The following is a 26,346-nucleotide window of genomic DNA, read 5'->3' on the forward strand; positions in this document are numbered from 1 at the left end:
CTACAATACTTTGTTAACAATTCAAAGTTTCGTTGTTACCAGTAAAATTCATCTGGTACAATCAGTCTATAATAAGTACAAAAACAATAATAACGAAGTGAGTGGTTGATGATATACAAGGCACAAAGTCCGGCAGGATTCGCTGAAGAATATATAGTGGAATCTATCTGGAGTGGTCGCTTCCCCCCCGGTACAATTCTTCCCGCAGAGCGTGAATTATCTGAACTAATTGGTGTCACTCGAACGACTTTGCGTGAAGTGTTGCAACGCTTAGCGCGTGATGGTTGGTTGACTATCAAACATGGTAAGCCTACTAAGGTTAATAATTTCTGGGAGACCTCGGGATTAAATATATTAGAAACCTTAGCTCGACTCGACGAAGATGGTATCCCTGAGCTTGTTGACCACTTGTTAGCCGCGAGAACTAATTTAAGCGCTGTGTTTATTCGCGGTGCTATTCGTCAACAACAAGATAAAACCATCGAATTATTACAGGGGTATAGTGATGTTCCTGATGATGGTAAAACTTTTGCTCAATGCGATTATCAACTAAATCACGACTTGGCTTTTGCTTCTGGTAACCCCGTGTATGTATTAATGATGAATGGTTTTAGAGGATTGTATTCACGCATTGGTGGTTATTATTTTTCGAATCAAAAATCTAGGGATTTAACACGCAGTTATTATAAGCAATTACTCGAACTTGCTGTTAAAGGCGATTACGAAAATGTTCCTTTGGTGATCAGAGACTATGGCATCGAAAGTGGTAAAATCTGGCAAGAATTACGCGCTGATATGCCAAAAGGATTGGTAGACTAGTCTTCCATAAAACTATAATTCGGCTGGTCATTTCATCAGCCGCATTTATTCATAATAAAATCATATGTATTTCAACGATATGTGATTCATTTCTAAAAAAATCAATTTATTTGTTCAATTAGTATGCAGTTTCTAATTCGTTTCTTTAACATTGCCTTTAATCCAGACAATCCGATTATTTAAACGAGGAAAGACCCATGACTAAATTAGATTCTATAAAAGGTAAAGTGAACGAAGCAGAAGAATTTGCACGTAAAATATGGCTTGCAGGATTGGGTGCATATGGTAAAAGTTTTGATGAAGCACAAGGCCGTTACGAAAAAATCAGTGTAGATGCGAGCAAAATGTTCGATGAACTAGTCGTAAAAGGTTCTAAAATTGAAACTGAAGCCAAAGATAAGTTTCAAGTAAAAGACAAAGTTGAAACGCGTGTTGCAGAAGTACGTAAAAAACTTGGTCTAGGTAACACATCTGATGATCAGAAAGTTGAAGAGTTGTCAGCAAAGATTGATGCACTAACTGACGCTGTTGCAAAACTAGCTGCAAAATAATTGTTTTGATACCCAACGCAATCATAGAATCACAAGTTCTAGTTTAAAGTTGGGTATTTAATTTTTTATCTTGTATTGGCGTGAGCTAAGATATTAGGAGAATCAATTTGAATACGGCTAAAAAAACTATAGATTTAGTACATAAAACTTGGTTAGCTGGAGTTGGTACTTATGACAGTGGGCGTGAAAATGCGGCCAATAAGTTTGACCAATTATTTGTTGATGGATCCGCATTTTTAAATGACTTACTAGTAAAAGGTGAGTCGGTAGAAACGCAATTACAAGCAAAAATAGAGGCCAAAAAAATGTTAAAGGACAAAATTTCAGCACTAAGAGCTAAGCTTGGTTTTGGTAACGAAAGTCGTGATCAGCAAGTTGATATGTTATCACAACGTGTTGATACTCTTATTGAAGTCGTCGCTAAATTAGCTCAACAAAAAGCAGCTGAGAAAAAAACAACGACAACTGCAACAAAAACTCCCGCCAAAACTGCGACTAAAACAGCGGCCAAAGCCACTTCTACAAAAACAGCAGTTAAGCCAGCAGCAGCTAAGCCGGCAGCCGCTAAGCCGGCAGCAGCTAAGCCAGCAGCCGCTAAGCCAGCAGTAGCTAAGCTTGCCGCAGATAAATCTGAAACAGCTGAGTCTGAAGCGGCTAAACCTGACACAGTTAAACCTGCAGCTGATAAACCCGAATCAGAGAGTGAAGATTAACAAGTGAGATTTTAGACCCCTTCAATTTTACTATTGTTAATAAAGCCGCTAAGTTTAGTGGCTTTTTTTTTCATTTTTTTATTTGCAACCCTGTTACTTTTCCATGCAAAACAACCCGTGTTTATTGTTAAGTAAGTAGTAGTTTGTTGTGAATAAATGCGGAATTCAGATAGGCTTACCTTGTGCTTATGAACCGCTCTATTTTTGGACAGGCGTCGCGATTGTTGTTGTATTTGTTGGTTTGATAGAGGCAATAATTATTTCTGTTTGGATAGATAAAGTTAAGCAATAGAAAAAACGCCAAACAACACGCAAGCGTCACTCCAAAAAATAATAGATTGCTAATGTGTTAAAAATTCGGATTAGTCTGCATGAGAATAATGCTACTGTAATGTGCAATGTTTATACTATTGATTAGACTTAGAATAATCGTGTTAGAATTTTTATGGTGTGTGCAGATACAAAACACTTTATTATTAGTCATGAACACGACAAATAGCACAGGGGAAGGATGTAAAATATCCCCGCCCCATTTTTAACAAATTAAATATGCACTTCTTAAAGTAATAAACTCCTTACGGCGTTAACTAAAAAGTAGCTATCTTCGTGTAAGCTACTGATGCTATATACCAACCGCTCTGATGCCACAGGTTTCAAATTTAATATGATTCTGGCTGGCTTAAGCAAACTATCTACTGATGATTTAAGTAATAGTTATAAATATAAAACTCTAGGGAACAACAACATGTACATGATAGTTAAGCACGCCCACCTGACGATAATTACACTTACTTTTATCTTTTTCATTATTAATTTTGTGTTAACAATGAAAGGCTCTGACAAGGTCAATAACAAGCTCCTGAAAATTGGACCACACATTTTGTATACCTTGTTTGTTTTAACGTTTATTTATTTGGTTTCTGTTAATCCCCTTAACTTGTATCCTTTTGTGAATGGTTGGGCATCATCTAAATTAGCCGGTTTCGTACTCTACATAGTCTCTATCACTTTTGCGCTTAAATGGGCAAAGTCGACTCTATGGCGTGTCGTTAGCTTCATCAGTGCTGTATTTTGGTTTGCCATGAGTGCTCGACTTGGCTTTGCCGATCACCTTAAAGTCAAAGGCAGTGAAGATGCCAATGTCTATATTGAAATAGGGCAATCTATACTGGCTACAATTTGCTAGAAAATTACGTTCGGATGTGATCTGGGTGTGAATGTTATAAGTCTATAATTTTGAATTACTTTTGAGCTATGTATAGTGACTTAGTAGATTCAAAAGTTTAATGTGACATTGATTAAGTGCTAATTTCAAAATTAGCACTTAATCAAGAATAGTGATGATGTCGATATTGTGACCGTTGCTTATATTTTTAATTATGACTAGTGGTATAGCTGTGAAGGTTGGGCAAGTTTTTTCGATTCAATAAATATCTTGCCTAGATTAAATCTTTTGTTAAGAACATTTCGTAATTAAGAAATATCCAATGAATTTTAAGGAGTACTAGTATGAAATTAGTCAAAATAAGTACCATCATTTTTGTTTTAGGTTTATCGAGCTGTCTTTCATGGGCGTTTGCAAAAAGTACCTTTAATGACATGCCAGCAGGTGAATATAAGGTAGATTTAAGCCATGCATCGATTGTCTGGAAGGTGTCTCATTTAGGTCTGTCTAATTATGTTGCTCGGTTTACAGAATTCGATGCTGCTATTAATTACGACGCAAGTGATATATCAAAAAGTCAAGTAACAGCCAGTATTAACCCTATGTCCATACAAACTGCTTACCCCAATGCTGCTGAAAAAGACTTCAATAATATTTTAGCCACTGAAAAAGATTGGTTTAATGCTAAAACGTTTGCAAACATTAAATTTGCGTCAACATCTGTTGATATGATTACTGAAAAAACGGCTGTGATGAAAGGCAATCTAACCTTTTTAGGGGTGACCAAAGTGATTTCTTTAGACGTAGTGTTAAATGGTGCCATGACAAAACAGCCATTTACGGGTAAACCGACTTTGGGTTTTTCTGCGAGTACTAATATCGTCCGTTCAGAATTTGGTATGGGTAAATATATACCAAGTATAGGTGACAATGTAGAGGTTTTGATTGAAGGTGAATTCGCATATTCTGATAAGTAGCTAAGCGAAGAATAAAAAAGATGACACCCTCATCACAACGCTACCACAGCCTTAGTATTGTGCTGCATTGGTCTATTGCACTAGCTTTATTATTTATGTTTGCAAGCGGCCTTTTCATGGTCAATGCAGATATTAGCAAGGCTGACCAATACCGGCTTTTTCAAATACATAAAGCCTCGGGTGTGGTAATGCTTTGGGCTTTGATTCTGAGGATAGTAACAAGGGTGTTTACTCACGCTCCGGCCCTACCAGATAGTCTTAACCCCCAACAGGTGTTCAAAGCTAAGTTGGGACATATATTTCTCTATGTAGCACTGGTTACAATGCCTTTGTCTGGATGGTTAATGGTGTCGGCTAGTCCGTTTGGTTTACCCACGTTTGTGTTTGTGGACTGGATCAAGTGGCCACATATCCCTGGTGTGGCAAGAAATAAAACTATCGAAACGTTAGCCAATAATGTGCACTGGATAACGGCAACTGTACTTGGCACTTTGATTGCCGGTCATGTTGGTGCGTTCTTTTGGCACAAGAAAAAACATAATATAAATTTAATTAGCCGAATGTGGTGGAATAAATAATGAAGGTTTCTTTGAACAAAACGTTTATGAACAGAACAACATTGCTGCGAATGTTTATACCATTTACGATTGTTATGTATTGGTGTTTAGGTATTTTAAACGCCCACGCAGAGATTAAAAGCAGTCATCAATCAGGTACCGTGTCTTTCTCTGGCCAGCATGCAGGAATGAATTTCGAAGGTAAGTTTGAGCGCTGGGAGGCCACACTCATATTGCCACCGCAGAACAATCCTAATATCACGGCAACATTTTACATGAGCTCTGCCAAAACTGGAGATAGTATCTACGACAGCACCTTACCTGAGTTCGACTGGTTTGATGTCGAGAACCACGCAACCGGAAAATTTTTAAGCACCGAAGTTTCAATAACTGAAGGCGGTTATAAGGTGCTGGGTGATCTGACTATTAAGAACATAACAAAAGCTGTGAGTTTTATGTTGTCTGACATTGATGGCAAGTTAAACACAAGTTTTGGTATTAACCGTTTGGACTATCAAATTGGACTGGAATCAGATCCAGACGCGGAATGGGTGAGTAAAACCATCTTCATATCGATGCGGATTAAAAAGTAGGAATAGCTTAAGAGCAGCTACCAGTTCAGTTGCCGAGCTATTAGTGAAAGACAAACGGAATAATAATTGTCAACGTTTTATGTATTGGTGATGCCTACAAATTTACTCAATGTTCATCTTAATTTTTATTGATTCTGGTCCTTGCAAATTTCCGGTTCTTGTTTATTTAAATTTTCATGCCGGCTAGCTAACAACTCATCTTCGAAAATCTTCTAAATAAGACCAATAAATTCATACGCTTAGATTGTCTATTTGAGTATACAATTCTATAGTGCATTTATTGATGTTGAAAAAGTAGATAAAGATATGAATACACATAAACCGCGCAAATATTCACAAAAAATTGTAGATGGTGCCGCTCAGGCACCCAGTCGCTCAATGCTAAGGGCCGTAGGGTTTAGCGACGAGGATTTCAAAAAATCGCAGGTGGGCATTGCTTCAACATGGTCAATGGTGACGCCTTGTAACATGCATATTAACACTTTGGCAGAAGAGGTAGGTAAAGGTGTAGATAGCGCAGGTGCTAAAAGCGTTATTTATAACACTATTACCGTATCTGACGGTATTTCTATGGGCACCGAGGGTATGAAGTATTCTTTGGTATCCCGGGAAGTCATATGTGATTCTATCGAGGCAGTATCAGCCGGTATGGGGCACGATGGTATTATTGCCATTGGTGGCTGTGATAAAAACATGCCGGGTTGTTTGATGGGTTTAGCACGCTTGAATCGTCCTGCAATTTTTGTCTATGGTGGTACGATTTTACCTGGCGAAAATCACACTGATATTGTGTCGGTATTCGAAGCTGTAGGCAGCTATGCTGCGGGTGATATCCCCATCACTCAATTGGAACACATTGAAAAAACGGCGATCCCAGGTGCCGGATCTTGTGGTGGTATGTATACAGCAAATACCCTAGCCTCTGCGATTGAAGCTTTGGGCATGAGCATGCCAAATAGCTCTGCGCAAAATGCGGTCTCAGATAATAAAAAGCAAGACTGTATCGATGCCGGTAAAGCTATTGTGTACTTGCTTGAACATGATATTAAGCCGTCTGACATCATGACTAAAAAAGCCTTCGAGAATGCGATTACGCTGACCATTACCTTAGGTGGCTCTACCAATGCTGTGCTGCACTTAATTGCGATGGCCGATGCCATTGGCGTTGAAGTGACTCTGGATGATTTTGTGCGCATTGGTGAGAAAACACCGGTGATTGCTGACTTGCGTCCAAGCGGCCAATACCTGATGTCTGAATTAATTGAAATTGGTGGTATTCAACCACTGATGAAGCGTTTACTAGATGCGGGCATGTTGCACGGTGATTGTATGACCGTCACCGGTAAAACCATGGCTGAAAATTTAGCCAGCGTAGCGGATTACCCTGAAGGTCAGAACATTATTTTACCTTTTGATAAGCCCATTAAAAAAGACAGCCATTTGGTTATTTTGAATGGCAATTTAGCCCCAGAAGGTGCTGTTTCAAAAATCACTGGCAAAGAAGGATTAAGTTTTACTGGCACAGCTAAGGTGTATGATTCAGAAGAGCAAGGTTTTGCCGCTATTATAGATGGTCAAGTGGTAGCTGGTGATGTGGTTGTCATTCGTTACGAAGGCCCAAAAGGCGGGCCTGGTATGCGCGAGATGTTAAGTCCTACTTCGGCTATCATGGGTAAAGGTTTAGGCAACGACGTGGCGCTGATCACTGATGGTCGCTTTTCAGGTGGCAGTAGAGGTTTTGTGGTCGGGCATATCACACCTGAAGCCTACGAGGGTGGGGCCATCGCGCTAGTAGAAAATGGTGATAGCATTACCATTGATGCGCAAAGTCGCCTGATGACGCTAAATATAGATGCTCAAGAAATGGCTAGAAGGAAGCAGAACTGGCAACAGCCTGCACCTAAATATACTCGAGGGCTGCTAGCAAAATATGCCAGAACAGTCAGCTCTGCTTCTACGGGGGCGGTGACCGACAAACCGTATTAAACAACAAGCTAATTGCGGCGCTACCGAGTTAATGTAGACACAATACTTAACTCGGTTGACCATTTTACTAAGCTTTATAACTACTGTAGTAGGGGAGGCTAGTTCGCTGCCAAAACTGTTAATGGTAGTGAAATAGTCATTTAAGTATTTACAAACAAGACAAATGACTTTAATTAGCAAACCAAATTAAATCAGCGTAGTGCCGTCATTACTCTTAACTATTAACTACTCGTAATCCATTGTGCTGACTAAGTAACCTCGCTTCCCTTTCTTTTAACTGGGTTAGGTAACCTCTGAGCGTTTTACTAATCATGGTATTTCGCTTTATTAAATCAAGCTGGGGCCAAGTGGCTCGTTCACCATTGTGGATAAGCTCTTGGATACTTTCTAAACTAGGGTTTGAAGCGATATGTTTAAGATTAGCAAACGTTGCGCTGGGTAATATATTGATATCGCCAACATATTGTTGATCAATAACAGAACGCACTTTGTGAATACCTAATCTAGCAGCACGATGACTAATAAGATTTTCAAGTATATCAAAAGCAAAAATACTATTTACTTTGGCAACTTTTGCAGCATAGCGCCAAGTTAATCCTATCAAGCCGGTGGTATCCCTTTTGTCACGGGCTAAGAAGGGAACGGCAATCAAGTTTGTTTGACTCACAATACTATGATTCACACCATATAGACGGGCTAAACGCTCAAAAGGTAAGTCTGCCATAATCGAGCCGTCAGCAAAACGACGGTTGGGAATATAAGGGACTATCTCACCCGCTCTGTTTTTGGCTTTTAATTGCACCGGCTTAAATAATATTGGAATAGCCGTTGAAGCTATGACGGCCTGAGTAATGATAGCGTTTGGCGAGGTTTTAGCATTTAACAAGCGTGAATGTTGATGCAAATCAGCCGGAGATACGGTGATTGTCATATGACGACCGGTCTTTTTGAAGGCTTCTTCAAAAGTGGTTAAATCAAACAGCTCAATTAACGCATTTTCTAGGTTACTACTATCCAGCAAGCTGTCTTTGCCAAACCCTTGCCATAAACGCCATTGCTTAAATTTATGTTGAATGCTCTGGGGTTGCATAACTTCTAATAGTTCTTCATTAGTGCGCGTACCCACTAGTGCCGCAATGATTGCGCCTGCGCTGGCACCTGAGATGACTTTAGGTAGTAAATCATGCTCTACTAATGATTTGATAACACCACAATGAAAAAAGCCAAGACCCGCACCACCACTTAACATCAAGCAGCTACGACCGAAAGCCTGTGCTGTTTCTTCAAAAAAGGATAGTTTTTCGTAAAAGTCGATTTCATTTTCGTCGGCTTGATAGATGTAATCCAAAGCGCCGCAGACTTCTAGAATAAACTCTTCGATCAGGTGTTTAGTGCCAAACTTAGCGTGTTGATTCAATGCCGCCGAAGCAATATTACCTAAGTTGCCATGTAAGCCTTCATGTAAAATATACATTAAGCCTGCAGCGTCACCGCTAACTCTGGCTTGTTTAATACGCTGTACTCGTTTACGAATAAGCCGGTAGTCATAGTCCTTGCATGGATCTTTGGCTTTCCATTCTTGGGCGCCAGACAATTCGTCATGAGCTTTTGCTGCTTCTAGGTACTCTTCATATGAAGCGGCTTGTGTCATGATGTCTTGTAATTCAGAAAGAAATTTATTTGACATACAAGTTTCTCAATTTACTAGTCTGACCAGATATAACCGTAATTAATTAGAAAATGCTACCCAAAATTAAAGATAATCAATTACAGCCGTCACCATAAATTTGCAATGTCGGTTAACTAGTTGTATTTAAAAAGAGTTTTATACAGATGATTATTAACTTATGGTAGTTTAGTTTGATCATTCTAATTTCAATAGTTAGTCTGACATGAGTTAGCATATGAATTCATACATACAAAAAAATATTATTGACTAGGCGCGACTGAATTTTATGCAATTAATCGATCAAATTATCACTCATTTTCCTCTGTTATCTATTCCAATCATTAGTGCTATGGTGGGATGGTCGACTAACTTTTTAGCCGTCAAAATGATGTTTTATCCCCTTGAATTTATAGGCATCAAACCTTTTTTAGGTTGGCAAGGTTTAATACCCGCTAAGCGCCGAGAAATGGCTGAGATTGAAGTTGAATTAGTATTGGGAAAATTGCTCAGCGTCAAAGAGCTAGCAGACCGTATTGATCCCATTGAGCTAACTAAGGCCATTGAAAGACGCCTCAAGCAAACTATACGAACTATTATTAATGATGTAATGAAGGAGTCTGCACCTCAGTTGTGGGCATCCTTGCCTGTGCATGGTAAAAATCTTGTGTACGCGCGAGTCGAAGCCGACATTCCTAATGTTGTGACTAAGATGGTGAATGACTTTAAGTACAATATTGAAGAAATAGTCGACATAAAAGAATTAGTGGTTGGGCAATTAGTTAATGCTCCCGAACTTATCAACGAGATTTTCTTGAAGTCTGGCGAGAAAGAATTTCCATTTATAGAAAAATCAGGCTTTTATTTTGGTTTTTTATTTGGTTTGCCTACCATGCTAGTTTGGATGTTTTATCCTACTTGGTGGGTTTTACCAGTGGGCGGCTTGATAGTAGGTTATGCCACAAACTGGATCGCGTTGAAGATTATTTTTGAACCCAAACATCCAATTAAGTTTATGGGGTTTACCATCCAAGGCATGTTTTTAAAGCGTCAGAAAGAAGTGTCACGGGTCTACTCAGATATTATTGAGTCTAAATTAATGACCTCAAAAAACATCATGGAGATCGCGGTACATGGTTCAGGCTCTGGGCAATTATTGGAGTTGATTGAATTACATGTGAATGATGCTATTGAACGTTATGTTGCCATCGCACAGCCTTATTTTGCCTTAGGGGTTGGCTCAGACTCTTACTATAAAATGAAAGAACTCGCTACTCAGCGCATTTTTAATGACTCAGAAAAGTACTTGGCGTATGCCTACGAATATACTAATAAAGCATTACGAATTGGTGATGACTTGTGTCAACGCATGGAGGCTTTATCGCCTGAAGAATTTGAAGGCGTGCTTCGCCCAGCTTACGAAGCCGATGAATGGAAGTTGATTGTAACGGGAGCCTTATTAGGCATGGGTGCAGGTTTTATGCAGTTGTACCTAGTGTTTATGTAACACATCGGCTCATCATGCAAAGTGAACGTTGAAAGTTAATCTAATTTTTTATTCCTGACGTATTACTATTATGAAAATAATCTTAATTGTCTTGTTTATTATGAAATGTGCCAATGTATCGGCCCAGTGGAAAGTCGATTTTTCCAGTGCTGAAGAACTTAATTACTGGTATCGGGTTAACGATAGTGTAATGGGTGGGTTATCGCAGTCGAATCTACGGGTCGTGGATAATGTTGCTTATTTTGAGGGTGAACTTTCTCTAAAAAATAATGGCGGGTTTGCCTCGGTTAGGCGTGTAGGCCCAGTCTCCCTTATAAGCGGCAATACGCCTATATCGATAGACGTGAATGGTGATGGGCGAAGTTATCAGCTTCGCCTCAGAACCGATAAGGGGTTTGATGGGGTGGCATATGTTGCAACATTTTCTACTCCCCTTGATACATGGCAAACTTTGTCTTTTAAAGAGGATGATTTTATTGCTCAATTCCGAGGACGTCTTGTGAGCCGTGCTCCGGCTCTATCATTTGCTGAGGTTACACAAATAGGCTTTATGCTTGCAGATAAGCAGCCTGGTCCATTTAAGTTATCAATAAAAAATATTGGTCAATAACAGCACTTGAAAGCCTGTTATTATTCACTCACTTTTATCTAACAAATTAAATATACTTACCAGAGACTGAGTTAGCTTGTGTTTAGGGGCGAGTAAAATTAGTGGTTTTTTAGCTTGATGTGACTCGCGCATCTTAACCGACTGACCGATGTACTCTGATAACACCGGAAACCCTTCTGCTATTAATTCATTCACAATTTGTTTGGGTAAGTTTGCATTAGTCATATATTGATTGGCAATGATGCCTTCTATTTGCAAACCCTCGTTATGATCCTCTTTTATTTCTGCAATTTTCCGTTGCAAACTATACAACCCTTGCCTAGCGAAGTCGTCGCAATCAATCGGTATCAAACATCGTTGTGCAGCAATTAACGCTGACATACTATAAAAATTAAGTGCTGGTGCGGTATCAATAAATATGTGCTGATAGGTGCCTTTCAGTGAATCTAATGCTTCTCGTAGTTTATAAATTTTATGCCTGCTGTCTAATTCGCTTTCTAACTCCGTTAAACGTTCTGAACCTGCAATAATATCTAGACCCTTAACTTGTGTTGGATGACAGAAATCAGTGGCAGGGCGACGATGCAGATGAAAGGTAATGGTTTGTTCAAATAGATCAGCTATGCTGCTTTCTTTGGGCATATCAGTAACATTCAGATAGGCGGTGCTATTGCACTGCGTATCTAGATCAATGAGGAGGGTGCGGTATCCCTGAGTAGCAGAAATAGCGGCAAGGTTTACAGTCAAACTTGACTTCCCCACACCACCCTTTTTGTTGAACAACACTCTTATCATTTTCTACCTCGGTTAATACTTTAGTCTTTTCATATTATTAAAGAAGCAAAAGCTTTATTTTCAAATACTTGCACTAGATATAAACAGTATGTCAATCTATCGTTAAGATTGACATGTTCCATCACATTTATTGGTAATCATAAAATGAAAACGGCTGAACGTATATTAATAACTTCCCTTGATATCTTTAATCAAAAAGGCGAAAACAACGTTAGCAGTGTCGAGATTGCAATGGAATTAGATATCAGTCCTGGAAATTTGTATTATCATTTTAAAGGTAAGGAAGTCATAGTGGGTGCCTTATTTGATATTTATCAAGATCAGTTGCGCGGCATTATTGATGCTCCGAGCAAACAAATAGATACTTCTCTTAGCATTGAAGATTTTTTTTATTATCTCTACCTGATTATTGAAAAGAATCATTTGTTTCGTTTTTTATATCGAAACCCTACCGATTTAACTGATAAATACCCTATTGTGGCCAAAGGATTTATCAGGTTGATGGCCGCTCAAGAACGTTGCGTTACTGAGCTTTTGGCGCAGTTTGTAGTTCAAGGTACTATTACTGCTTCTGCTGGCCAGTGTAATCAAATGGTCGAGATCATCGGATTAGTCTTTAGTCAGGCGGGAAATTATTACGCTTTAAAAGGTCACGATATCAATGGTGATGAATATTTATATAAAAGTTTGTCAGCAATTTTATTCGCGTTATTACCTCACATCAATATAGAGTCAGGTGAGTTACATCATCTGCAAGAAGCGATAGTCAATCACGAATTCACCAATGATGCATAATGAACTAAAACGTGTTGTGTATCAGCATAAAAGGATAACGTTTTGAGTAAAAAACTAACGTTTTTAGATAAGACCTTTTGGATTACTGAGTCTGAAGACAATCCAAAACATGTTGCAAGTTTGCAACTGCTGAAAATGCCAGCCAATGCCTCAAGCGATTATGTGGATAAGTTATTAGCAGAATTGCGATCTTCTGAACAAGCTAGCGCCCCTTTCAACTGTCGAGTCAGTACCTTGATGGGTTACCCGCTTAAGTTTGTAGCGGTTGAGCGGATAGATATGCATTACCATGTGCAACTGCATACTATTGCTGACTTGAATGATAAGACTGCTTTACATAAATTTGTGGCTAGTCTGCATGAGCCTTGGCTAGATAGAGATAAACCGCTTTGGCAATTCCATTTAATAAAAGACAACAATTCCAAGCAGTTCGCTTTGTATATCAAAATTCACCATATGTGTGGCGATGGTAGTACCTTAATCCGTTGGTTTCAGGCTGGTTATAGTCAGAGTCCGATTACTCAGGGGTTTGTACCTGTTTGGTCAATGGACCGAACCCAAAGAAAACGTGATAAAACACCCTGGTTCAAAGCCGTATTTGGCGGACTGTGTGGGTTTGTCATAGCCGTAAAAGATTTAATTTGGATTTGGTTTAGATTATTGCTCAAGCTACTAAGAATTAATAAAGACTATATGCCGTTGCCTTTTACCGGCACAAAAACTGTGCTAACAGGGCAGGTAAAAAAAGGTCGAGCTGTGGCGACATTGGATATCGATTTTGATCGCGTTAAAACGCTAAGTAAACGTTTAAGAGCGTCAGCCAATGAGGTGATGTTATGTGTGTTTGATATCGCTGTACACAGGCAGCTCACAGACTATGGACAGACGTTTGAAAAAGCGCTATTCACTAATATGCCGATTAACCTTCGCAAACCTGGTGAGACAACCTACGGTAATAAAATTGCCATAGTACCCGTGCAGTTAGCCCATGGGCATGTTGATCCTTATCTCAGACTCAGAGAGATTATTGAAAATCATCGGAAAGTCAAAAAAGCTGCAAAGGCATCGCATCCAGCATCATTTAGTTATTACACCTTATTAATTCAGGCCTACGCTATCATGTTCGAAATGTTAGGTTTGTCGAATTGGGTTAAACCCATCGCTAATATTTTGGTCTCAAATATGCCTGGACCCTCTGAAATAATGTACTTCAAAGATAGCCAACTGCTTGCTACTTACCCTATTTCAACCATTACCCCTGGTGGCGGAGTGAACATTACAATGGTGACTTATAATGGACAAGCTAACATCGGTCTTGTTTGCTGTAACAATAATATTGATAGCTTAGAACCATTAGCCCAATATTGTCTGGAAGCGTTTGATATGCTTGAAAAATGTATCGATGATCCTAGTCTTAATACTGATGATATAGGCGAAAAAATGAATGAAGAGGACACATCAATTGCGGATAATGAACCATTTAAATAATTAACATCATTAGATGAATTTTTTTGAATTATATTATGAATAAACATGCTCGATAAAAACAATAATTCTAGTTATACAGTCTCGATCGATATATTGGTTAATGCCATCTCGGGTGTAAAATTTGAAAGGCCTTCTCTTTACTAACAAGCGGCCGATTATTTTAGAAGCGAGCCTGTCAATAAACAAAAATTAACGCAACTGAAAGCTCAGATACGCGAAGTAAAGTTATCGCTACAAACTGAGTCTGGCAAAAGTGCAAGGTTGTTAGAGCAACGGTTGGAGTATTTGTATAAAAAGTACCTGGTTGAACATTTAAGTCAGCAGGATTTAAGAATAAGAAGGTTGAACAATGCCATTGACGTATGTCTAGACATATTGTCTTTGAGTGAAGGTGAGGATTATGAAAGCACGCAACTTAAAAGTGCAAAATTTCTGACTACATTGGTGCTTTTCTCCCCTGAGAATGACAAAAAACTTGCTGAGTTACATCATCGTTTAAAGCCTGCATATAAAGCTGTTTTGGGTTTAAGATTATTAGATAAGTTGGTGACTGATGATGTCATAAAAAACGCCTATATGATGAAGGATTACGATGCCGATAAGCGTTATGAGCCAGATACAACTAATTTTGAATGTTATACACAAGCTGTTATTTTACCTATTATGCTGGCTGCGATTTTTCAAGATGTTGGCCTGCAACATCCATCATTAATTCAGCTGTTAGAAGGCGAAGAAGGTAATAAAGACAGGTTTCGATTGTTAGAAAATCAGGAACGTGCAGAAATGCTTGCTTTAAATTATCAACACACGCTTGATTACCTTAAAAATGGTTTAGGTTGCCAGCAAGCTGGTGCTGAAAAAGAGCAAGAAATTACAGCGTTTGATGAGGCAGAACAAAAGCGACTTAAGTTTCAATTAGGCTTAGTGCTGGATGCTAATTCATCAAAACGAGGCACCAGTGAAATTATAAAAATTCCGCAAATTTACTCTTCAGTCATTTTTTCTACTAAGCGTGATTACCAACGTAAAAATTTACCTACTGCTTCAATGCTCATAGCCCAACTTGCAATTAAGAAGGCCATAAGCCCTGAGGTGTCTGATGTGTTTATGAGTATAGTAGGTCGGTTTCCGCTAGGATTTGGTATCACATATATCGCCCAAGATCAGGACGGAAATGAATTAGACTTTTATGAATATGCAATAGTCTCAAGGTTAAATCCTCCAGAGCCTACCCAAGCTATTTGCAGGCTTGTAACCAAAAAGATGATGTTTTTGCCTTACGGCATAACGGATGTTATTAAAAAATCGCAGAACTTACATTTTCAAGCTGCACGAAGAAAACTAATCAAAATTGATCCCAAACGATTGGCTGAAGTGATGGAAAAATTATCCCATAATTATGGGGTTGGAAATAATAAACCACTTATTCCTTATTTTTGGGAGCCTAATGAATACTTTTTTGTTCAGGGAAATCAGAATTTATGGAGTAGCCGCAAATAAAAAAGCGGTTAGAATTTAAACCTTAAATGATTATCTTCAACTACCACCTCTTTGCCATATTGGATAAATAAACCTTCTTCAAAGTCGTCTATGTCTAAGCTATATTGCATCTCCTCACTAGCAGCTAGTTTAATGATAATGTTTTCAATTTGTGGTTTGTGGTAATCCAATACCTTTTGTTTACTTCCACTTAGATACATTTGCAAATAGCTATTGACTTCAGAAGTCGTGGTACCTGTCATAATATTAAAGGCGGTTTTCATGGTACCCGTCATCATAGACAATACTGGGCTTGGGACAAATTGATTAATCAGGCTAGAGGTATCTTTTAAAATTGAATATTCATCGTTTAACATACGAATACCAGTGATGCGTATAGCAGTAAGTAACACGTTTTTTGTGGTGTGATCGTATAAGGGTATGGCTTGCACTACTAACATAACATGAGCACGGTAAATTGGGTTGGCAATATAGGTGACTTCAATGCCGCCTAACACTTCTGCTTGAATGTAAGTGGCGTTGATGGGCATTGAAATGTTGACTTTTGAGAGGGTAAAACGTCCTTCACCTCGAGGCACAGAAATAGGAAATGAAAGCGGCAAGTGAGGCTGAATTAATTGACTAATATCATCCACTGAGTAATCTACGTGGGTCAGTCTTTTAAAGTGAATAAGATACTTAGCAAAAAACCTGCGAAGTGATATTTTGATAGATTCTGAACCCAAACTAATGCTTCCCCATAGATATTTATGATAACGCTATATTCATCCTACATTTTATAACTAATTGAATTTTATTGTATAAAGTTATTTTGTTGGACGATGTTCAAGTTTACAAGAAAGTAACACTAAGATAGCTTTCTTGATACAATCACTGGTATGACATCAGATGAGTTTGCTTAATGTTGTTGCCGTTGACATTCCTGTTTCAACGGCTAACTATTAAGTAACAAGTCCTAATATATTTACTTCAAATAAGTAACCGATTTTATGCAAAAACCTTCTCAAACACAATTCGACTTTATTATCATAGGCGCCGGTTCGGCAGGCGCAACTTTAGCCGCACGTTTAACTGAAAATAATCAGTTTAGTGTATGTTTAATTGAAGCGGGTGGTAAAGATAAAAGTCCTTTTATTCATATTCCATTCGGTCTGGCCTTTCTTTCTAGGATGACCAATTTAGGTTGGGAATATGATACTGAGCCTCAATCCCAATTGAATAATCGCAAGCTTTTTTGGCCTAGAGGTAAAGTCTTAGGTGGTTCAAGCTCACTCAATGCTATGTGTTACATACGTGGTGTGCCTGAGGATTATGACCGATGGAGTGATATGGGGGCCAAAGGATGGGACTGGGAAACCGTGTTACCTTATTTTAAAAAATCAGAAAAACAACAGCACGGTGAGAGCGAACTGCATGGTGCAGACGGTTATCTTAGTGTCAGCGACTTATGTCACACTAACCCTCTATCAGACTCTTTTGTTGAAGCAGCTGAAGAAATTGGCCTATCAAAAGTCACTGACTTTAATAGTGCTGACCGAGAAGGATTGGGCTTTTATCAGGTTACTCAGGAAAATGGTCAACGTTGTTCTACAGCTAAGGGGTATTTAACACCGGCATTAACACGACCTAATTTAACGGTGTTGACTAAAGCTTTGGTTGAGAAAATTCAAATCAACGATGGCGTAGCGACTGGGGTAAAACTGCAACTCGATGGCCAATCTATTGAACTCACTGCTAGTAAAGAGGTGCTGCTATGTGCTGGTGCGATTAACTCACCACAAGTACTCATGTTGTCTGGTATTGGCCCGAAAGAGCATCTAACTGAAAAAGGTATTGAATTAAAAGCAGATTTACCAGGGGTAGGACAAAACTTACAAGATCACCTTGACGCCATAGTCCAACACCGCTGCAAAAACCGAAATAGTTATTCGATCTCACTTGCTCTTATTCCACGTTATGTCAAAAACGCATTCAACTACTTGTTTAATCGAAAAGGCATTTTTACCAGTAATGTTGCTGAAGCGGGTGGTTTTGATAAAACCCAAAGTGCAGCCGATATTCCCGATATTCAATATCACTTCTTACCAGCGATTTTGCTGAATCACGGGCGTGCAACAGCGTTTGGTTACGGCTATGGAGTGCATGTCTGTGGTCTGTATCCCAAAAGCCGAGGTGAAATTAAATTACGTTCGAATAAGCCCAACGATCCTGCCATGATTGATCCTCACTACCTTGAGCATCCCGATGACCAAAAAGTGATGATTGACGGTGTGCGCCGTGCCAGAAAAATTTTGGGAGCACCATCATTTAGGCAATATCAATCTTGGGAAGTCGGACCTGGTCCAGAAGCCCAAAGTGATGAGCAAATATTAGCCTTTATCCGCAAAAAATCTGAAACCATTTATCATCCAGTCGGTACTTGTAAAATGGGTGATATAGGCGATGTTATGACAGTTGTAGACTCGGAGTTGCAAGTAAAAGGAGTTAAAGGCCTAAGAGTGGTTGATGCCTCAGTTATGCCGACACTTGTTGGTGGGAATACCAATGCCCCCACTATCATGATTGCAGAGCGCTGTGCGGATTTAATTAAGCAGCAGTATTCATAAAAATAGCATAACTACTTAAAAATAAATATACGATAGATGTAGCTGAAAAAATTAGTAAGATGATATGTGATGTGTATCCTGCGTTTGATTCATACGGATTTGTTAGACATATGTAGCAAGGTTATGACCGCTTAGAACTTATAGAGCATTGCCGAAAAATTGCTGCTGCATCGAAGGCGTTTTTTCTTGAAGATTTTAAGCAGGCTATGGCTATTTTGCTGGCATCTTTGGATTCACCTGTTGAGCATGATGAAAAAAATAGCTTGGCGTCATTTATATTTATGCCACACATCATCTATCTGACTGAAAATGGCTCAGATGACTTTGATACCTTGATGCAGGCTCATTATCTATTAACTCAACGATTTACCTCTGAGTTTGGTATTCGACCTTTTATTTAACGTTACCCAGTTAAGTGTTTAGCTTTATTATCAAAATGGGCCACAGATTCAAACCTACATGTTAGGCGCCTAGTATCCGAAGGTACTCGGCCTCGTTTACTATGGGCTTCTTGTTTACCTGAGTTTATTCATGGCCCGTCAGCTGTTATCGTATTATTATAATAACTGAAAGACGATACCGAGTTATACGTTAGGCGTTCGGTGGCCAATAACCTCAATGATATTGGTAAGGACCATCCTGAACTTTTAGCAGGCATAGCTAAAAATTGGCTTGAAAATGCACCTGACGACAGAGTGTGGTTAGTGAAGCATGTACTGCGTAGCGCGTAAACGTGGTGAGAAAGGTGCATTGCAGGCTCTGGGGTATGGTGACAATGCTGACATTAAAATTGAAAATGCCTACACAACACCAGAAAACGCCAAAATGGGAGGCAGAGTTCAAGTTAGTTTTGAACTGGTTAATCAAGCCAATAAAACGGTGGCCATAATGGTTGATTTAGCTATTCACTTTATTAAGGTCATTGGTAAAGCTAATCCAAGTGTATTTGAGCTTAAGCTGTTGAACTAAGAGCTAATTAGTCGCTTAAATTTTCCAAAAAAGTGACACTAAAACTTATGACCACACGTACTTTGTACGCAGGGTCACACAAGGTTGAAGTGATCTTTAATGGGAAATGGATGCTGATTGGCGACTTTGACATAAGTGAATAGTCTGTTCTGTTTGACAGAAACTAAGCCATCGAACTCCGTAGACCAGTAAATGCGTCATTGTTACTTATATCACCTAGGCGTATTTCTTTGTTTAACAACAGCCTTCAATAAATGTCATTTATTCCGCAAGATAAGTCACCACAGTATCGGTAAAATCCGTGAACAAACCATCCACTTTTAAATCCTTAAACAATAGTTGTAGTGTTTGTTGAGTGTTGATGTTCTCTGGCAGTGCGTCTTTGCGAAAAGTATAAGGATGAACTTTTAGACCAGCAATATGTGCCTGGTCAACAAATGCCGTAGGCTGCATAGTTTTGAGGTCAACAAGTTGTGGTATCCAAGGGCCGACCCCTTGTGCAACTTTAGCTATCGCTTTCAATCCTGCTTGAGTTTTTAAAACATCATAGTCGGTGGGTGATTCTAACCAATCGTTTTCGGCAATAAGTTGTATGAGTTTTACTTTTGCGTTGAGGTCATTTCGTAACCTTTGAGTTTCGGCAAAGTCAAAACACTGTAAATATATAGCCTTATTTGGGTCATCTAGTTGATGTTTTCTCAACACCGCCATCACCAGCTGGCTTATATCTACCCCTTGCTCCTTGTGCCATGCAGGTGACTTTATCTCTGGATAAAGGCCCGTGTTTTTATTTAACTGACGATTGAGTTGCTGTATTAATTCTATTTGTTCTTCAAAAGTGGCAATTTGAAAGGTGCCTTTTCCATTATAACGATTAGGGAAAACTTGATTACCGTTTGCATCTTGACGTTCATGTACGTTGAGAGTCTTCAATTCTGTCAAGGTAAAATCTAAGGCATAATAACGTCCATCTTCACGTTTTCTAATGGGAAATACTTGCTCTACATTCGTCACCGTTTCAAGGTGAATATCATGCAATACTATTAATTTTAAATCTTTGGTAACAACTAAGTCTTGTTCAATAAAGTCAGCGCCTAACGCGTAGGCTAAAGTCACCGACTCAAGGGTATGTTCTGGTAAGTAACCCGGGGCACCTCGATGTGCAATTACCAAAGGTTTCGAAGCAATCACTTGACTCGTAAAGGCGATCATTAGTAGTCCTAAAAGGTAAGGTTTCATATTATTCACTTATTTGATTTCTATTAATTCAGTTGCATAGCCGTCTGGATCACGAACAAATGCGATCACTGACTCGCCGTCTTTTACGGGCCCTGGTTTGCGGTACACATCACCACCTTGTTGCTGAATAAATTCACACAAGGCATAGATATCATCAACTCCGATAGCGATATGCCCATAGGCTTCACCGATATTGTACTGATCTTTTCCCCAATTATAAGTAAGCTCCAACACGGTTGTATCAGACTCCTCACCATATCCAATAAAGGCTAACGTATATTGGTACTCTTTGTTGTCAGCTTGCCTAAGCAGTTTCATACCCATCAGTTTGGTGTAAAAATCAATTGAGGTTTGAAGGTTACCGACCCGCAACATAGTGTGTAGTAATCGCATATTTATACCTTTTTTGGTCTAGGAACGTATTTTATGGTGTCCGTTAATCGCGGATCTGAAAATAATGGAACAATAATAGGAACATAATATGACAATTAGAGCGTTTTTTTATAGCTTCTTTAAAGTATATTAGATTGCACAAAATATCAGGTCGTTGGTTTCTTTGGTCGTGGCTAAATGTTTTGATTTAAGTGGCTATGGACAGACAGTTAAATATAATCCGAATCTATGATTATATTTAACTTTGGGGTGACAATTAACAAGAGAGCTCGGTACCTGATAAATTTTCGTTGATGCCATTTTTGTCACTGTCAGTACTCATTTTAACCCTTCCTTGTAAGGTTACAGACAAAGAGCGCGCATTTTCTGCTTTCCCATCCTTGTGACAAAGTAATATTTCAGTCGTTTCATTTGCTTCACCGGTTCCAGTAAACTTAATGGTATCGGTTGTGTTGGTCATCAAACTAGTTGCAGATGTTGCACTTATAGTGACGAGTAACGTTTCTGTAGCGCCTCGAATAGCGTTGTTGTCTTCATCTATAAATACTATTTTAGGATTGTTCCAGTCTTTTGAACATACAGAATAATCTGTAGATGGGCATACTACTACCAGCGCTTGTTCGTCTATCGCATGGTGTCTGGCATACTGAATCAATGAGCTGATTTCGTTGATTTCTGCGACAATCCGATTTTTTATTAAGATACTTTGAATACTTGGGCCAACAAATGTCAGTATTATCGCAACAATGGAGACAGTGACCATTAACTCAACCAGTGTCACACCTTTTTGTTGTTTCACGTTTTTTACTCCAATGATTATTAACTATAAGATAAACTATATTTGCACTTTTAAAGTATGAAATAATTATCAATGGTTAGGATTAACATACACATGTTGCTAATGTTAGACTGAAGTTTCCTTTCAAGTCATAACCCTTAGACAGTAATCATGACTGAAAACAACACACTAGCTTAATTTTTTGACTGGCATAACATTATCGAGGTAAATAATGCAAACGAGTACTGTGATAGAACAAATGCGGGTTTTACCTAAAATCGATGTTAATTATGAAGTTGAGCGTAGAGTTGATTTTATTAAAACTCAGCTTATTAATAGCGGGATGACAAATTTAGTTTTAGGTATAAGTGGAGGCATTGATTCTTGTGCTTTAGGAAAGTTGGCTCAAATCTCAGTCAACCAATTAAATAAAGAATACGCCCGAAACTATCAGTTTATTGCGGTCAGGTTGCCATATAATGTGCAAGCAGATGAGGCCGATGCTCAAGCTTCAATCGACTTTATTCAACCAAGTCAAAATCTTGCAGTGAATATACAACCTGGTGCAGATGCGATAGATCAACAAACTCGTTTAGCTCTTGATACTGCTGGGTTGCTTACGGGTAGTGAAAGTAAGTGCGACTTTGTCAAAGGTAACGTTAAGGCGCGCACCCGCATGGTGATACAGTATCAAGTGGCCGGCATACTTGATGCTTTAGTTTTAGGGACGGACCATTCTGCAGAAAATGTTACTGGTTTTTATACTAAGTATGGTGATGGAGCATGTGATCTTGCACCTCTGTTTGGTTTAAATAAACGCCAAATAAGACAAATAGCTGAATTTTTAGGTGCGCCACAAAATATTATTTATAAAGCGCCAACAGCTGATTTAGAAACATTAGCACCACAAAAATCGGATGAACAGGCTTTAGGAATGAGTTATGACCAGATTGATGACTTTTTAGAAGGTAGAGTAGTCGCTGTTGATATTGCTGAAAAACTGGTCGCTATTTTTGAAAAAACGCAACATAAACGTGTTCCTATTCCAACCATATATGATTAGACATTCTTTAAATTAATAAGCCACACTAATTGAGACATGAAATGAAAAAAATTGAAGCGGTAATTAAACCATTTAAAATGGACGATGTGCGTGAAGCATTGTCAGAAGTGGGCGTAAGTGGCATGACTGTCACCGAGGTTAAAGGTTTTGGCCGGCAAAAAGGTCATACTGAATTATATCGTGGCGCTGAATACAATGTTGATTTTCTACCTAAGGTTAAAATCGAATTGATTGTGTCGAATGAACAAGTAGATCGTTGTATTGAAGCTATTATGAACACCGCGCAAACAGGAAAAATAGGTGATGGAAAGATATTTGTGTATGACGTAGAGCGAGTTATCAGAATCCGAACGGGTGAAGAAAACGAAGACGCGGTTTGATAGTCGCCCCCTGTTAATAAAATACAGCGCCTAGTTTTGATAAGCTTTACAGTTGTATAGTCGAGTGGATCATCGAGAAAGTATTTGTTCTTGAAAATATCTGAAATAATAATTAGTGCGTCTAGGTCTTCTGGATTGAAACTAGACAACTACATTTAATAATCGTTTTTTGATTGACTAATAATTTCCAAGGAAACTTAATATGCAAAAAATTAAAAAAACAGCTATCGCTACTGCACTGGGTGCAGTTGTTATCGGCTCTCTTGCTTCTATCAGTGTCCAAGCCAACACTAACCCGTTTAGCGTTCATTCTTTAGAATCTGGCTACATGCAAAGTGTCACAGAAGGCAAATGCGGTGGAGATAAAGCCGAAAAAGCAGCCAAAACCATGAAAGAAGGCAAATGTGGTGAAGGTAAGTGCGGCGGAGATAAAACCGAAAAAGCAGCCAAAACCATGAAAGAAGGCAAATGTGGTGAAGGTAAATGCGGTGGTGATAAAGTCGAAAAAGCAGCCAAAACCATGAAAGAAGGTAAATGCGGCGGTGATAAAGCTGAAAAAGCAGCCAAAGCCATGAAAGAAGGCAAATGTGGCGAAGGTAAATGCGGCGGTGATAAGGTCGAAAAAGCATCTAAAGTCATGAAGGAAGGCAAATGTGGTGAAGGTAAATGCGGCGGCCAAGCTTAATAAGTAACCAAGACTTTCTAAAATAAAGGCCGGCTAATGTCGGCCTTTATTTTAGAAAAAGTGCAGGGTGACCAATCTAATGATGAATAAACATCTTTCAGGAGTGGGCTTAGGTCTTCGCCGAGAAATGCTCGACCAGCTATTACCTGACATCCCCAGCTCGGTTGATTTTTGGGAAGTAGCCCCCGAAAATTGGATACCCCTTGGCGGAAAATATCAGAAACACCTTAACCAATTTACCTCTGCCTGTAATTTTGTCAGCCATGGCTTGTCTTTGTCGATCGGTAGCCCTGATCCTCTTGATATCAAACTTTGTAAAAACGTCAAAACGTTTTTAGATAGACATAATATTTTATATTACAGTGAGCATTTAAGTTATTGTTCTGGTCAGGGTCATCTATATGATCTTATGCCGATCCCCTTTACTGAAGAAGCAGTCAAACATGTAGTCGAGCGGGTTAAACAAGTGCAAGATATTATCGAGCGGCCATTGCTGTTAGAAAATGTATCTTATTATGCCGCACCTGGACAAGAGATGACCGAACAAGAATTCACATTATCGGTGCTTAACGACTCAGGTTGTTTGATGTTGTTAGACGTGAATAATATTTATGTTAATTCTATTAATCACGGTTACGATGCCGAGGGCTTTTTGGCTGCGATGCCCACGGGTAAAATTGTCTATGGTCACATTGCAGGACATTATGACGAAGCTGAAGACTTAAAAATTGATACTCACGGTGCCGATGTCATCGAACCGGTTTGGCGATTACTTCAAAAAGCTTATGAAATTCACGGGGTTTTTCCGACGTTATTAGAAAGAGACTTTAATATACCGCCAATCACAGAATTGTTAGTGGAAATGGAAAGAATAAGAACTATTCAACTGCGTGTACAGCAGCAAGTGTCTCCCCCGCATCTTAAAAAAATTAAAGCTTAATGAAGCCTTTTCAAGTTATCCAGCATGATTTTATTCAGCATATAAAAAATTCTGAGGCTAAACCGTTTGCTGGTGGTATCGAAGAAAGACGTTTAAAAATTTATCGAGAGTTGTTTTTTAACAATATTTTGGGCTTTCTAAGTTCTGGGTTCCCTGTATTGCAGAGTCTGTATGATGAACAACAATGGAAATTTTTGGCTCGAAACTTTTTTATTGAACATCAATGTAATTCTCCTTATTTCATTGATATTAGTAAAGAATTTGTAGAATACTTAAGTAGCGAGTACCAACTCTGTGAGTCTGACCCTATATTTATGGGTGAATTAGCACATTACGAATGGTTGGAGTTGGATGTCAGTGTGCGTACGTCGAATCAAAGCGTTACTGCATGGGATGGACATTCACCGATAACCCAGGTTCAAATGTCTGACTTAGCAAGTTTAGTCAGTTACCAATATCCTGTTCACCAAATAAGTGTCGATTTTATTCCCTCGCAGGCTAGCGAAGTTGTGTATCTAGTGATTTACCGGGATGCCTCCGATGAAGTGAACTTTACGTTGCTTAATGCGGTGTCTGCACATTTGCTAAACACTATTATGCAACAAGGAGTAGTAACAGTTGATTCGTTAAGTAAAATTATGATTGAATCCATGCCGCAATTAGACGTAAAGCAAATTACTGAATCGTTGCAACAAGTACTAAAACAGTTATTATTACAACAGATATTATTCCCTACAGAGGAATAGACATCACTGGTTTAGCTTTTTAGGGCTATCAATTTATTAAACTTTGGATTAACATCTGCGCCTTCATTTTAGTTGTTTAATAAGGGTACATACCCTTGAAGTCTGGAGTGCAATAATGCAAGAAGATAACAGTTCACACGACCCGTTTAATTGGGGTTACCTGATTTCAGCCTTAGGTGTGCTGCTAGCGTTGCCATTAATGTTCGTCATAGTGGGTTGGTTCGTTTTTTACCTTTAACACCCGCAACAACTCTACTCATCTAATTTATTAAATTACGGGAAAATTCGTGTCCGCCGAATATATAAAATCGGTTATTAAAACCGTTCCTAATTACCCAAAACCTGGGATCATGTTTCGTGATGTGACCTCCGTTTTAGAAGATCACAAAGCCTACTCAGCCTCGATCGAACTCTTATTGAAGCATTATGCGCCAATGGGTTTTGATAAAGTCGCGGGTACCGAAGCTCGTGGATTTTTGTTTGGTGCACCTCTGGCTATAGAGTTAGGTATAGGATTTATTCCTGTGCGTAAGCCAAACAAACTTCCACGGGAAGTGATTAGCGAAAGTTACGAACTTGAATACGGTACAGATAGCTTAGAAATCCACCGAGATGCCGTTAAGCCTGGTGAAAAAGTATTGATGTTAGATGATTTATTGGCAACTGGCGGTACTATGGTTGCCACAGCTAATTTGATCAGGCGCCTAGGCGGTGTAGTTGAACACGCTGGTTTTGTTATTTCTTTACCTGCACTCGGTGGCGAGCAAAAGCTCACCGATTGTGGCGTTACCAGTTTTTCTATTTGCGAATTCGACGGCGAGTAAA

Annotated in this window: 30 protein-coding genes; 24 read left to right on the forward strand and 6 right to left on the reverse strand. The window is 39.0% G+C overall.

Annotated features, from left to right (window positions below):
* Positions 1 to 108: 108 nt before the first annotated feature.
* The 8 genes from fadR to ilvD all read left to right on the forward strand — a co-directional run bounded on the left by fadR (position 109) and on the right by ilvD (position 7,361).
* Positions 109 to 819 carry a fatty acid metabolism transcriptional regulator FadR gene (gene fadR, locus C427_RS07290; RefSeq protein WP_007637474.1) on the forward strand — a complete coding sequence of 237 codons (711 nt, stop codon included), beginning with the start codon at positions 109 to 111 and terminating at the stop codon, positions 817 to 819.
* Positions 820 to 1,016: 197 nt separating this feature from the next.
* On the forward strand, positions 1,017 to 1,370 hold the full coding sequence (locus C427_RS07295; protein ID WP_015430624.1) for a phasin-related domain-containing protein: 354 nt from the start codon (positions 1,017 to 1,019) through the stop codon (positions 1,368 to 1,370).
* A gap of 107 nt (positions 1,371 to 1,477) precedes the next feature.
* Positions 1,478 to 2,083 carry a hypothetical protein gene (locus C427_RS27265; RefSeq protein WP_015430625.1) on the forward strand — a complete coding sequence of 202 codons (606 nt, stop codon included), beginning with the start codon at positions 1,478 to 1,480 and terminating at the stop codon, positions 2,081 to 2,083.
* 745 nt (positions 2,084 to 2,828) lie between these two features.
* Positions 2,829 to 3,269, forward strand: coding sequence for a SirB2 family protein (locus C427_RS07310; RefSeq protein WP_187292383.1), 441 nt, complete (start codon positions 2,829 to 2,831; stop codon positions 3,267 to 3,269).
* Between the two features lie 323 nt (positions 3,270 to 3,592).
* Complete coding sequence (locus C427_RS07315; RefSeq protein WP_007637482.1) at positions 3,593 to 4,225, forward strand: YceI family protein; 633 nt, start codon at positions 3,593 to 3,595, stop codon at positions 4,223 to 4,225.
* Between the two features lie 20 nt (positions 4,226 to 4,245).
* Positions 4,246 to 4,803 (forward strand): cytochrome b, encoded by a 558-nt coding sequence (locus C427_RS07320; RefSeq protein ID WP_007637483.1) that lies wholly within the window; start codon positions 4,246 to 4,248, stop codon positions 4,801 to 4,803.
* Positions 4,804 to 4,829: 26 nt separating this feature from the next.
* A complete protein-coding gene (locus C427_RS07325; protein WP_226991122.1) occupies positions 4,830 to 5,375 on the forward strand; it encodes a YceI family protein in 546 nt (181 codons plus the stop codon).
* Between the two features lie 306 nt (positions 5,376 to 5,681).
* On the forward strand, positions 5,682 to 7,361 hold the full coding sequence (gene ilvD / locus C427_RS07330) for a dihydroxy-acid dehydratase (RefSeq protein ID WP_034899195.1): 1,680 nt from the start codon (positions 5,682 to 5,684) through the stop codon (positions 7,359 to 7,361).
* Positions 7,362 to 7,575: 214 nt separating this feature from the next.
* Here the strand turns inward: ilvD and C427_RS07335 are convergent, their stop codons facing one another.
* Positions 7,576 to 9,048 carry a DUF3336 domain-containing protein gene (locus C427_RS07335; protein WP_007637486.1) on the reverse strand — a complete coding sequence of 491 codons (1,473 nt, stop codon included), beginning with the start codon at positions 9,046 to 9,048 and terminating at the stop codon, positions 7,576 to 7,578.
* 268 nt (positions 9,049 to 9,316) lie between these two features.
* On the opposite strand from C427_RS07335, the gene C427_RS07340 reads away from it, so the two are divergent.
* Both C427_RS07340 and C427_RS07345 read left to right on the forward strand, forming a co-directional pair.
* Positions 9,317 to 10,534, forward strand: coding sequence for a DUF445 domain-containing protein (locus C427_RS07340; RefSeq protein WP_007637487.1), 1,218 nt, complete (start codon positions 9,317 to 9,319; stop codon positions 10,532 to 10,534).
* A gap of 70 nt (positions 10,535 to 10,604) precedes the next feature.
* Entirely contained in the window at positions 10,605 to 11,144 is a 540-nt protein-coding gene (locus tag C427_RS07345) for a CIA30 family protein (RefSeq protein WP_226991123.1), read from the forward strand.
* Positions 11,145 to 11,168: 24 nt separating this feature from the next.
* Here C427_RS07345 and C427_RS07350 read toward each other — a convergent pair whose 3' ends face one another.
* Complete coding sequence (locus tag C427_RS07350) at positions 11,169 to 11,939, reverse strand: ParA family protein (protein WP_007637489.1); 771 nt, start codon at positions 11,937 to 11,939, stop codon at positions 11,169 to 11,171.
* A gap of 144 nt (positions 11,940 to 12,083) precedes the next feature.
* Here C427_RS07350 and C427_RS07355 point away from each other — a divergent pair, with 144 nt between their 5' ends.
* From C427_RS07355 to C427_RS07365, 3 genes are all read left to right on the forward strand, one after another.
* The gene (locus C427_RS07355) at positions 12,084 to 12,734 is read left to right on the forward strand and encodes a TetR/AcrR family transcriptional regulator (protein WP_007637490.1); all 651 of its coding nucleotides are present in this window, start codon (positions 12,084 to 12,086) and stop codon (positions 12,732 to 12,734) included.
* A gap of 42 nt (positions 12,735 to 12,776) precedes the next feature.
* Positions 12,777 to 14,222, forward strand: a complete 1,446-nt coding sequence (locus C427_RS07360) for a wax ester/triacylglycerol synthase domain-containing protein (RefSeq protein ID WP_007637491.1) — start codon at positions 12,777 to 12,779, stop codon at positions 14,220 to 14,222.
* A 285-nt stretch (positions 14,223 to 14,507) separates the two neighbouring features.
* On the forward strand, positions 14,508 to 15,722 hold the full coding sequence (locus tag C427_RS07365; protein ID WP_236613749.1) for a hypothetical protein: 1,215 nt from the start codon (positions 14,508 to 14,510) through the stop codon (positions 15,720 to 15,722).
* Positions 15,723 to 15,730: 8 nt separating this feature from the next.
* Here the strand turns inward: C427_RS07365 and C427_RS07370 are convergent, their stop codons facing one another.
* The gene (locus tag C427_RS07370; protein ID WP_007637493.1) at positions 15,731 to 16,447 is read right to left on the reverse strand and encodes a hypothetical protein; all 717 of its coding nucleotides are present in this window, start codon (positions 16,445 to 16,447) and stop codon (positions 15,731 to 15,733) included.
* Between the two features lie 264 nt (positions 16,448 to 16,711).
* Between C427_RS07370 and C427_RS07375 the strand changes: the two genes are divergently transcribed.
* The 4 genes from C427_RS07375 to C427_RS23990 all read left to right on the forward strand — a co-directional run bounded on the left by C427_RS07375 (position 16,712) and on the right by C427_RS23990 (position 19,297).
* Positions 16,712 to 18,328, forward strand: coding sequence for a GMC family oxidoreductase (locus C427_RS07375; RefSeq protein WP_007637494.1), 1,617 nt, complete (start codon positions 16,712 to 16,714; stop codon positions 18,326 to 18,328).
* A 206-nt stretch (positions 18,329 to 18,534) separates the two neighbouring features.
* On the forward strand, positions 18,535 to 18,729 hold the full coding sequence (locus C427_RS23985; RefSeq protein WP_015430626.1) for a hypothetical protein: 195 nt from the start codon (positions 18,535 to 18,537) through the stop codon (positions 18,727 to 18,729).
* 201 nt (positions 18,730 to 18,930) lie between these two features.
* Positions 18,931 to 19,059: a putative DNA alkylation repair enzyme gene (locus C427_RS28150; protein ID WP_015430627.1), complete on the forward strand. Its 129-nt coding sequence runs from the start codon at positions 18,931 to 18,933 to the stop codon at positions 19,057 to 19,059.
* Positions 19,040 to 19,297, forward strand: coding sequence for a hypothetical protein (locus tag C427_RS23990; protein ID WP_015430628.1), 258 nt, complete (start codon positions 19,040 to 19,042; stop codon positions 19,295 to 19,297). The genes C427_RS28150 and C427_RS23990 overlap by 20 nt, the downstream gene beginning before the upstream one ends.
* Positions 19,298 to 19,558: 261 nt before the next feature.
* Here C427_RS23990 and glpQ read toward each other — a convergent pair whose 3' ends face one another.
* The 3 genes from glpQ to C427_RS07395 form a co-directional block, all read right to left on the reverse strand.
* Positions 19,559 to 20,536, reverse strand: coding sequence for a glycerophosphodiester phosphodiesterase (gene glpQ, locus C427_RS07385; RefSeq protein ID WP_187292384.1), 978 nt, complete (start codon positions 20,534 to 20,536; stop codon positions 19,559 to 19,561).
* A 9-nt stretch (positions 20,537 to 20,545) separates the two neighbouring features.
* Positions 20,546 to 20,929, reverse strand: coding sequence for a lactoylglutathione lyase (gloA, locus tag C427_RS07390; RefSeq protein ID WP_007637497.1), 384 nt, complete (start codon positions 20,927 to 20,929; stop codon positions 20,546 to 20,548).
* 256 nt (positions 20,930 to 21,185) lie between these two features.
* Complete coding sequence (locus C427_RS07395) at positions 21,186 to 21,728, reverse strand: GspH/FimT family pseudopilin (RefSeq protein ID WP_007637498.1); 543 nt, start codon at positions 21,726 to 21,728, stop codon at positions 21,186 to 21,188.
* A 211-nt stretch (positions 21,729 to 21,939) separates the two neighbouring features.
* Between C427_RS07395 and nadE the strand changes: the two genes are divergently transcribed.
* The 7 genes from nadE (at position 21,940) to apt (ending at position 26,345) form a co-directional block, all read left to right on the forward strand.
* Positions 21,940 to 22,770: an ammonia-dependent NAD(+) synthetase gene (gene nadE / locus C427_RS07400; RefSeq protein ID WP_007637499.1), complete on the forward strand. Its 831-nt coding sequence runs from the start codon at positions 21,940 to 21,942 to the stop codon at positions 22,768 to 22,770.
* A 41-nt stretch (positions 22,771 to 22,811) separates the two neighbouring features.
* Positions 22,812 to 23,150 carry a nitrogen regulatory protein P-II gene (glnB, locus tag C427_RS07405; RefSeq protein ID WP_007637501.1) on the forward strand — a complete coding sequence of 113 codons (339 nt, stop codon included), beginning with the start codon at positions 22,812 to 22,814 and terminating at the stop codon, positions 23,148 to 23,150.
* A 202-nt stretch (positions 23,151 to 23,352) separates the two neighbouring features.
* Positions 23,353 to 23,835 (forward strand): HvfA family oxazolone/thioamide-modified RiPP metallophore, encoded by a 483-nt coding sequence (locus C427_RS07410; RefSeq protein ID WP_007637502.1) that lies wholly within the window; start codon positions 23,353 to 23,355, stop codon positions 23,833 to 23,835.
* A 79-nt stretch (positions 23,836 to 23,914) separates the two neighbouring features.
* Entirely contained in the window at positions 23,915 to 24,775 is an 861-nt protein-coding gene (locus C427_RS07415; RefSeq protein ID WP_015430629.1) for an HvfB family MNIO-type RiPP peptide maturase, read from the forward strand.
* The gene (locus tag C427_RS07420) at positions 24,775 to 25,521 is read left to right on the forward strand and encodes an HvfC family RiPP maturation protein (protein WP_007637504.1); all 747 of its coding nucleotides are present in this window, start codon (positions 24,775 to 24,777) and stop codon (positions 25,519 to 25,521) included. The genes C427_RS07415 and C427_RS07420 overlap by 1 nt, the downstream gene beginning before the upstream one ends.
* A gap of 115 nt (positions 25,522 to 25,636) precedes the next feature.
* Positions 25,637 to 25,759, forward strand: coding sequence for a hypothetical protein (locus C427_RS28155; RefSeq protein ID WP_007637505.1), 123 nt, complete (start codon positions 25,637 to 25,639; stop codon positions 25,757 to 25,759).
* 49 nt (positions 25,760 to 25,808) lie between these two features.
* Positions 25,809 to 26,345: an adenine phosphoribosyltransferase gene (gene apt / locus C427_RS07425; RefSeq protein ID WP_007637506.1), complete on the forward strand. Its 537-nt coding sequence runs from the start codon at positions 25,809 to 25,811 to the stop codon at positions 26,343 to 26,345.
* Position 26,346 lies beyond the last annotated feature (1 nt).

This window comes from Paraglaciecola psychrophila 170, assembly GCF_000347635.1.
In the GTDB taxonomy this organism is placed as follows: Bacteria; Pseudomonadota; Gammaproteobacteria; order Enterobacterales; family Alteromonadaceae; genus Paraglaciecola; species Paraglaciecola psychrophila.

What these genes read in the sequence shown, in the direction of transcription:
- fadR (WP_007637474.1), top strand. Translation starts at nt 109, where the DNA reads ATGATATACAAGGCACAAAGTCCGGCAGGATTCGCTGAAGAATATATA.
- C427_RS07295 (WP_015430624.1), top strand. Translation starts at nt 1,017, where the DNA reads ATGACTAAATTAGATTCTATAAAAGGTAAAGTGAACGAAGCAGAAGAA.
- C427_RS07310 (WP_187292383.1), top strand. Translation starts at nt 2,829, where the DNA reads ATGTACATGATAGTTAAGCACGCCCACCTGACGATAATTACACTTACT.
- C427_RS07315 (WP_007637482.1), top strand. Translation starts at nt 3,593, where the DNA reads ATGAAATTAGTCAAAATAAGTACCATCATTTTTGTTTTAGGTTTATCG.
- C427_RS07320 (WP_007637483.1), top strand. Translation starts at nt 4,246, where the DNA reads ATGACACCCTCATCACAACGCTACCACAGCCTTAGTATTGTGCTGCAT.
- C427_RS07325 (WP_226991122.1), top strand. Translation starts at nt 4,830, where the DNA reads ATGAACAGAACAACATTGCTGCGAATGTTTATACCATTTACGATTGTT.
- ilvD (WP_034899195.1), top strand. Translation starts at nt 5,682, where the DNA reads ATGAATACACATAAACCGCGCAAATATTCACAAAAAATTGTAGATGGT.
- C427_RS07335 (WP_007637486.1), bottom strand. Translation starts at nt 9,048, where the DNA reads ATGTCAAATAAATTTCTTTCTGAATTACAAGACATCATGACACAAGCC.
- C427_RS07340 (WP_007637487.1), top strand. Translation starts at nt 9,317, where the DNA reads ATGCAATTAATCGATCAAATTATCACTCATTTTCCTCTGTTATCTATT.
- C427_RS07345 (WP_226991123.1), top strand. Translation starts at nt 10,605, where the DNA reads ATGAAAATAATCTTAATTGTCTTGTTTATTATGAAATGTGCCAATGTA.
- C427_RS07350 (WP_007637489.1), bottom strand. Translation starts at nt 11,939, where the DNA reads ATGATAAGAGTGTTGTTCAACAAAAAGGGTGGTGTGGGGAAGTCAAGT.
- C427_RS07355 (WP_007637490.1), top strand. Translation starts at nt 12,084, where the DNA reads ATGAAAACGGCTGAACGTATATTAATAACTTCCCTTGATATCTTTAAT.
- C427_RS07375 (WP_007637494.1), top strand. Translation starts at nt 16,712, where the DNA reads ATGCAAAAACCTTCTCAAACACAATTCGACTTTATTATCATAGGCGCC.
- C427_RS23985 (WP_015430626.1), top strand. Translation starts at nt 18,535, where the DNA reads ATGGCTATTTTGCTGGCATCTTTGGATTCACCTGTTGAGCATGATGAA.
- C427_RS23990 (WP_015430628.1), top strand. Translation starts at nt 19,040, where the DNA reads ATGTACTGCGTAGCGCGTAAACGTGGTGAGAAAGGTGCATTGCAGGCT.
- glpQ (WP_187292384.1), bottom strand. Translation starts at nt 20,536, where the DNA reads ATGAAACCTTACCTTTTAGGACTACTAATGATCGCCTTTACGAGTCAA.
- gloA (WP_007637497.1), bottom strand. Translation starts at nt 20,929, where the DNA reads ATGCGATTACTACACACTATGTTGCGGGTCGGTAACCTTCAAACCTCA.
- nadE (WP_007637499.1), top strand. Translation starts at nt 21,940, where the DNA reads ATGCAAACGAGTACTGTGATAGAACAAATGCGGGTTTTACCTAAAATC.
- glnB (WP_007637501.1), top strand. Translation starts at nt 22,812, where the DNA reads ATGAAAAAAATTGAAGCGGTAATTAAACCATTTAAAATGGACGATGTG.
- C427_RS07410 (WP_007637502.1), top strand. Translation starts at nt 23,353, where the DNA reads ATGCAAAAAATTAAAAAAACAGCTATCGCTACTGCACTGGGTGCAGTT.
- C427_RS07415 (WP_015430629.1), top strand. Translation starts at nt 23,915, where the DNA reads ATGATGAATAAACATCTTTCAGGAGTGGGCTTAGGTCTTCGCCGAGAA.
- C427_RS07420 (WP_007637504.1), top strand. Translation starts at nt 24,775, where the DNA reads ATGAAGCCTTTTCAAGTTATCCAGCATGATTTTATTCAGCATATAAAA.
- C427_RS28155 (WP_007637505.1), top strand. Translation starts at nt 25,637, where the DNA reads ATGCAAGAAGATAACAGTTCACACGACCCGTTTAATTGGGGTTACCTG.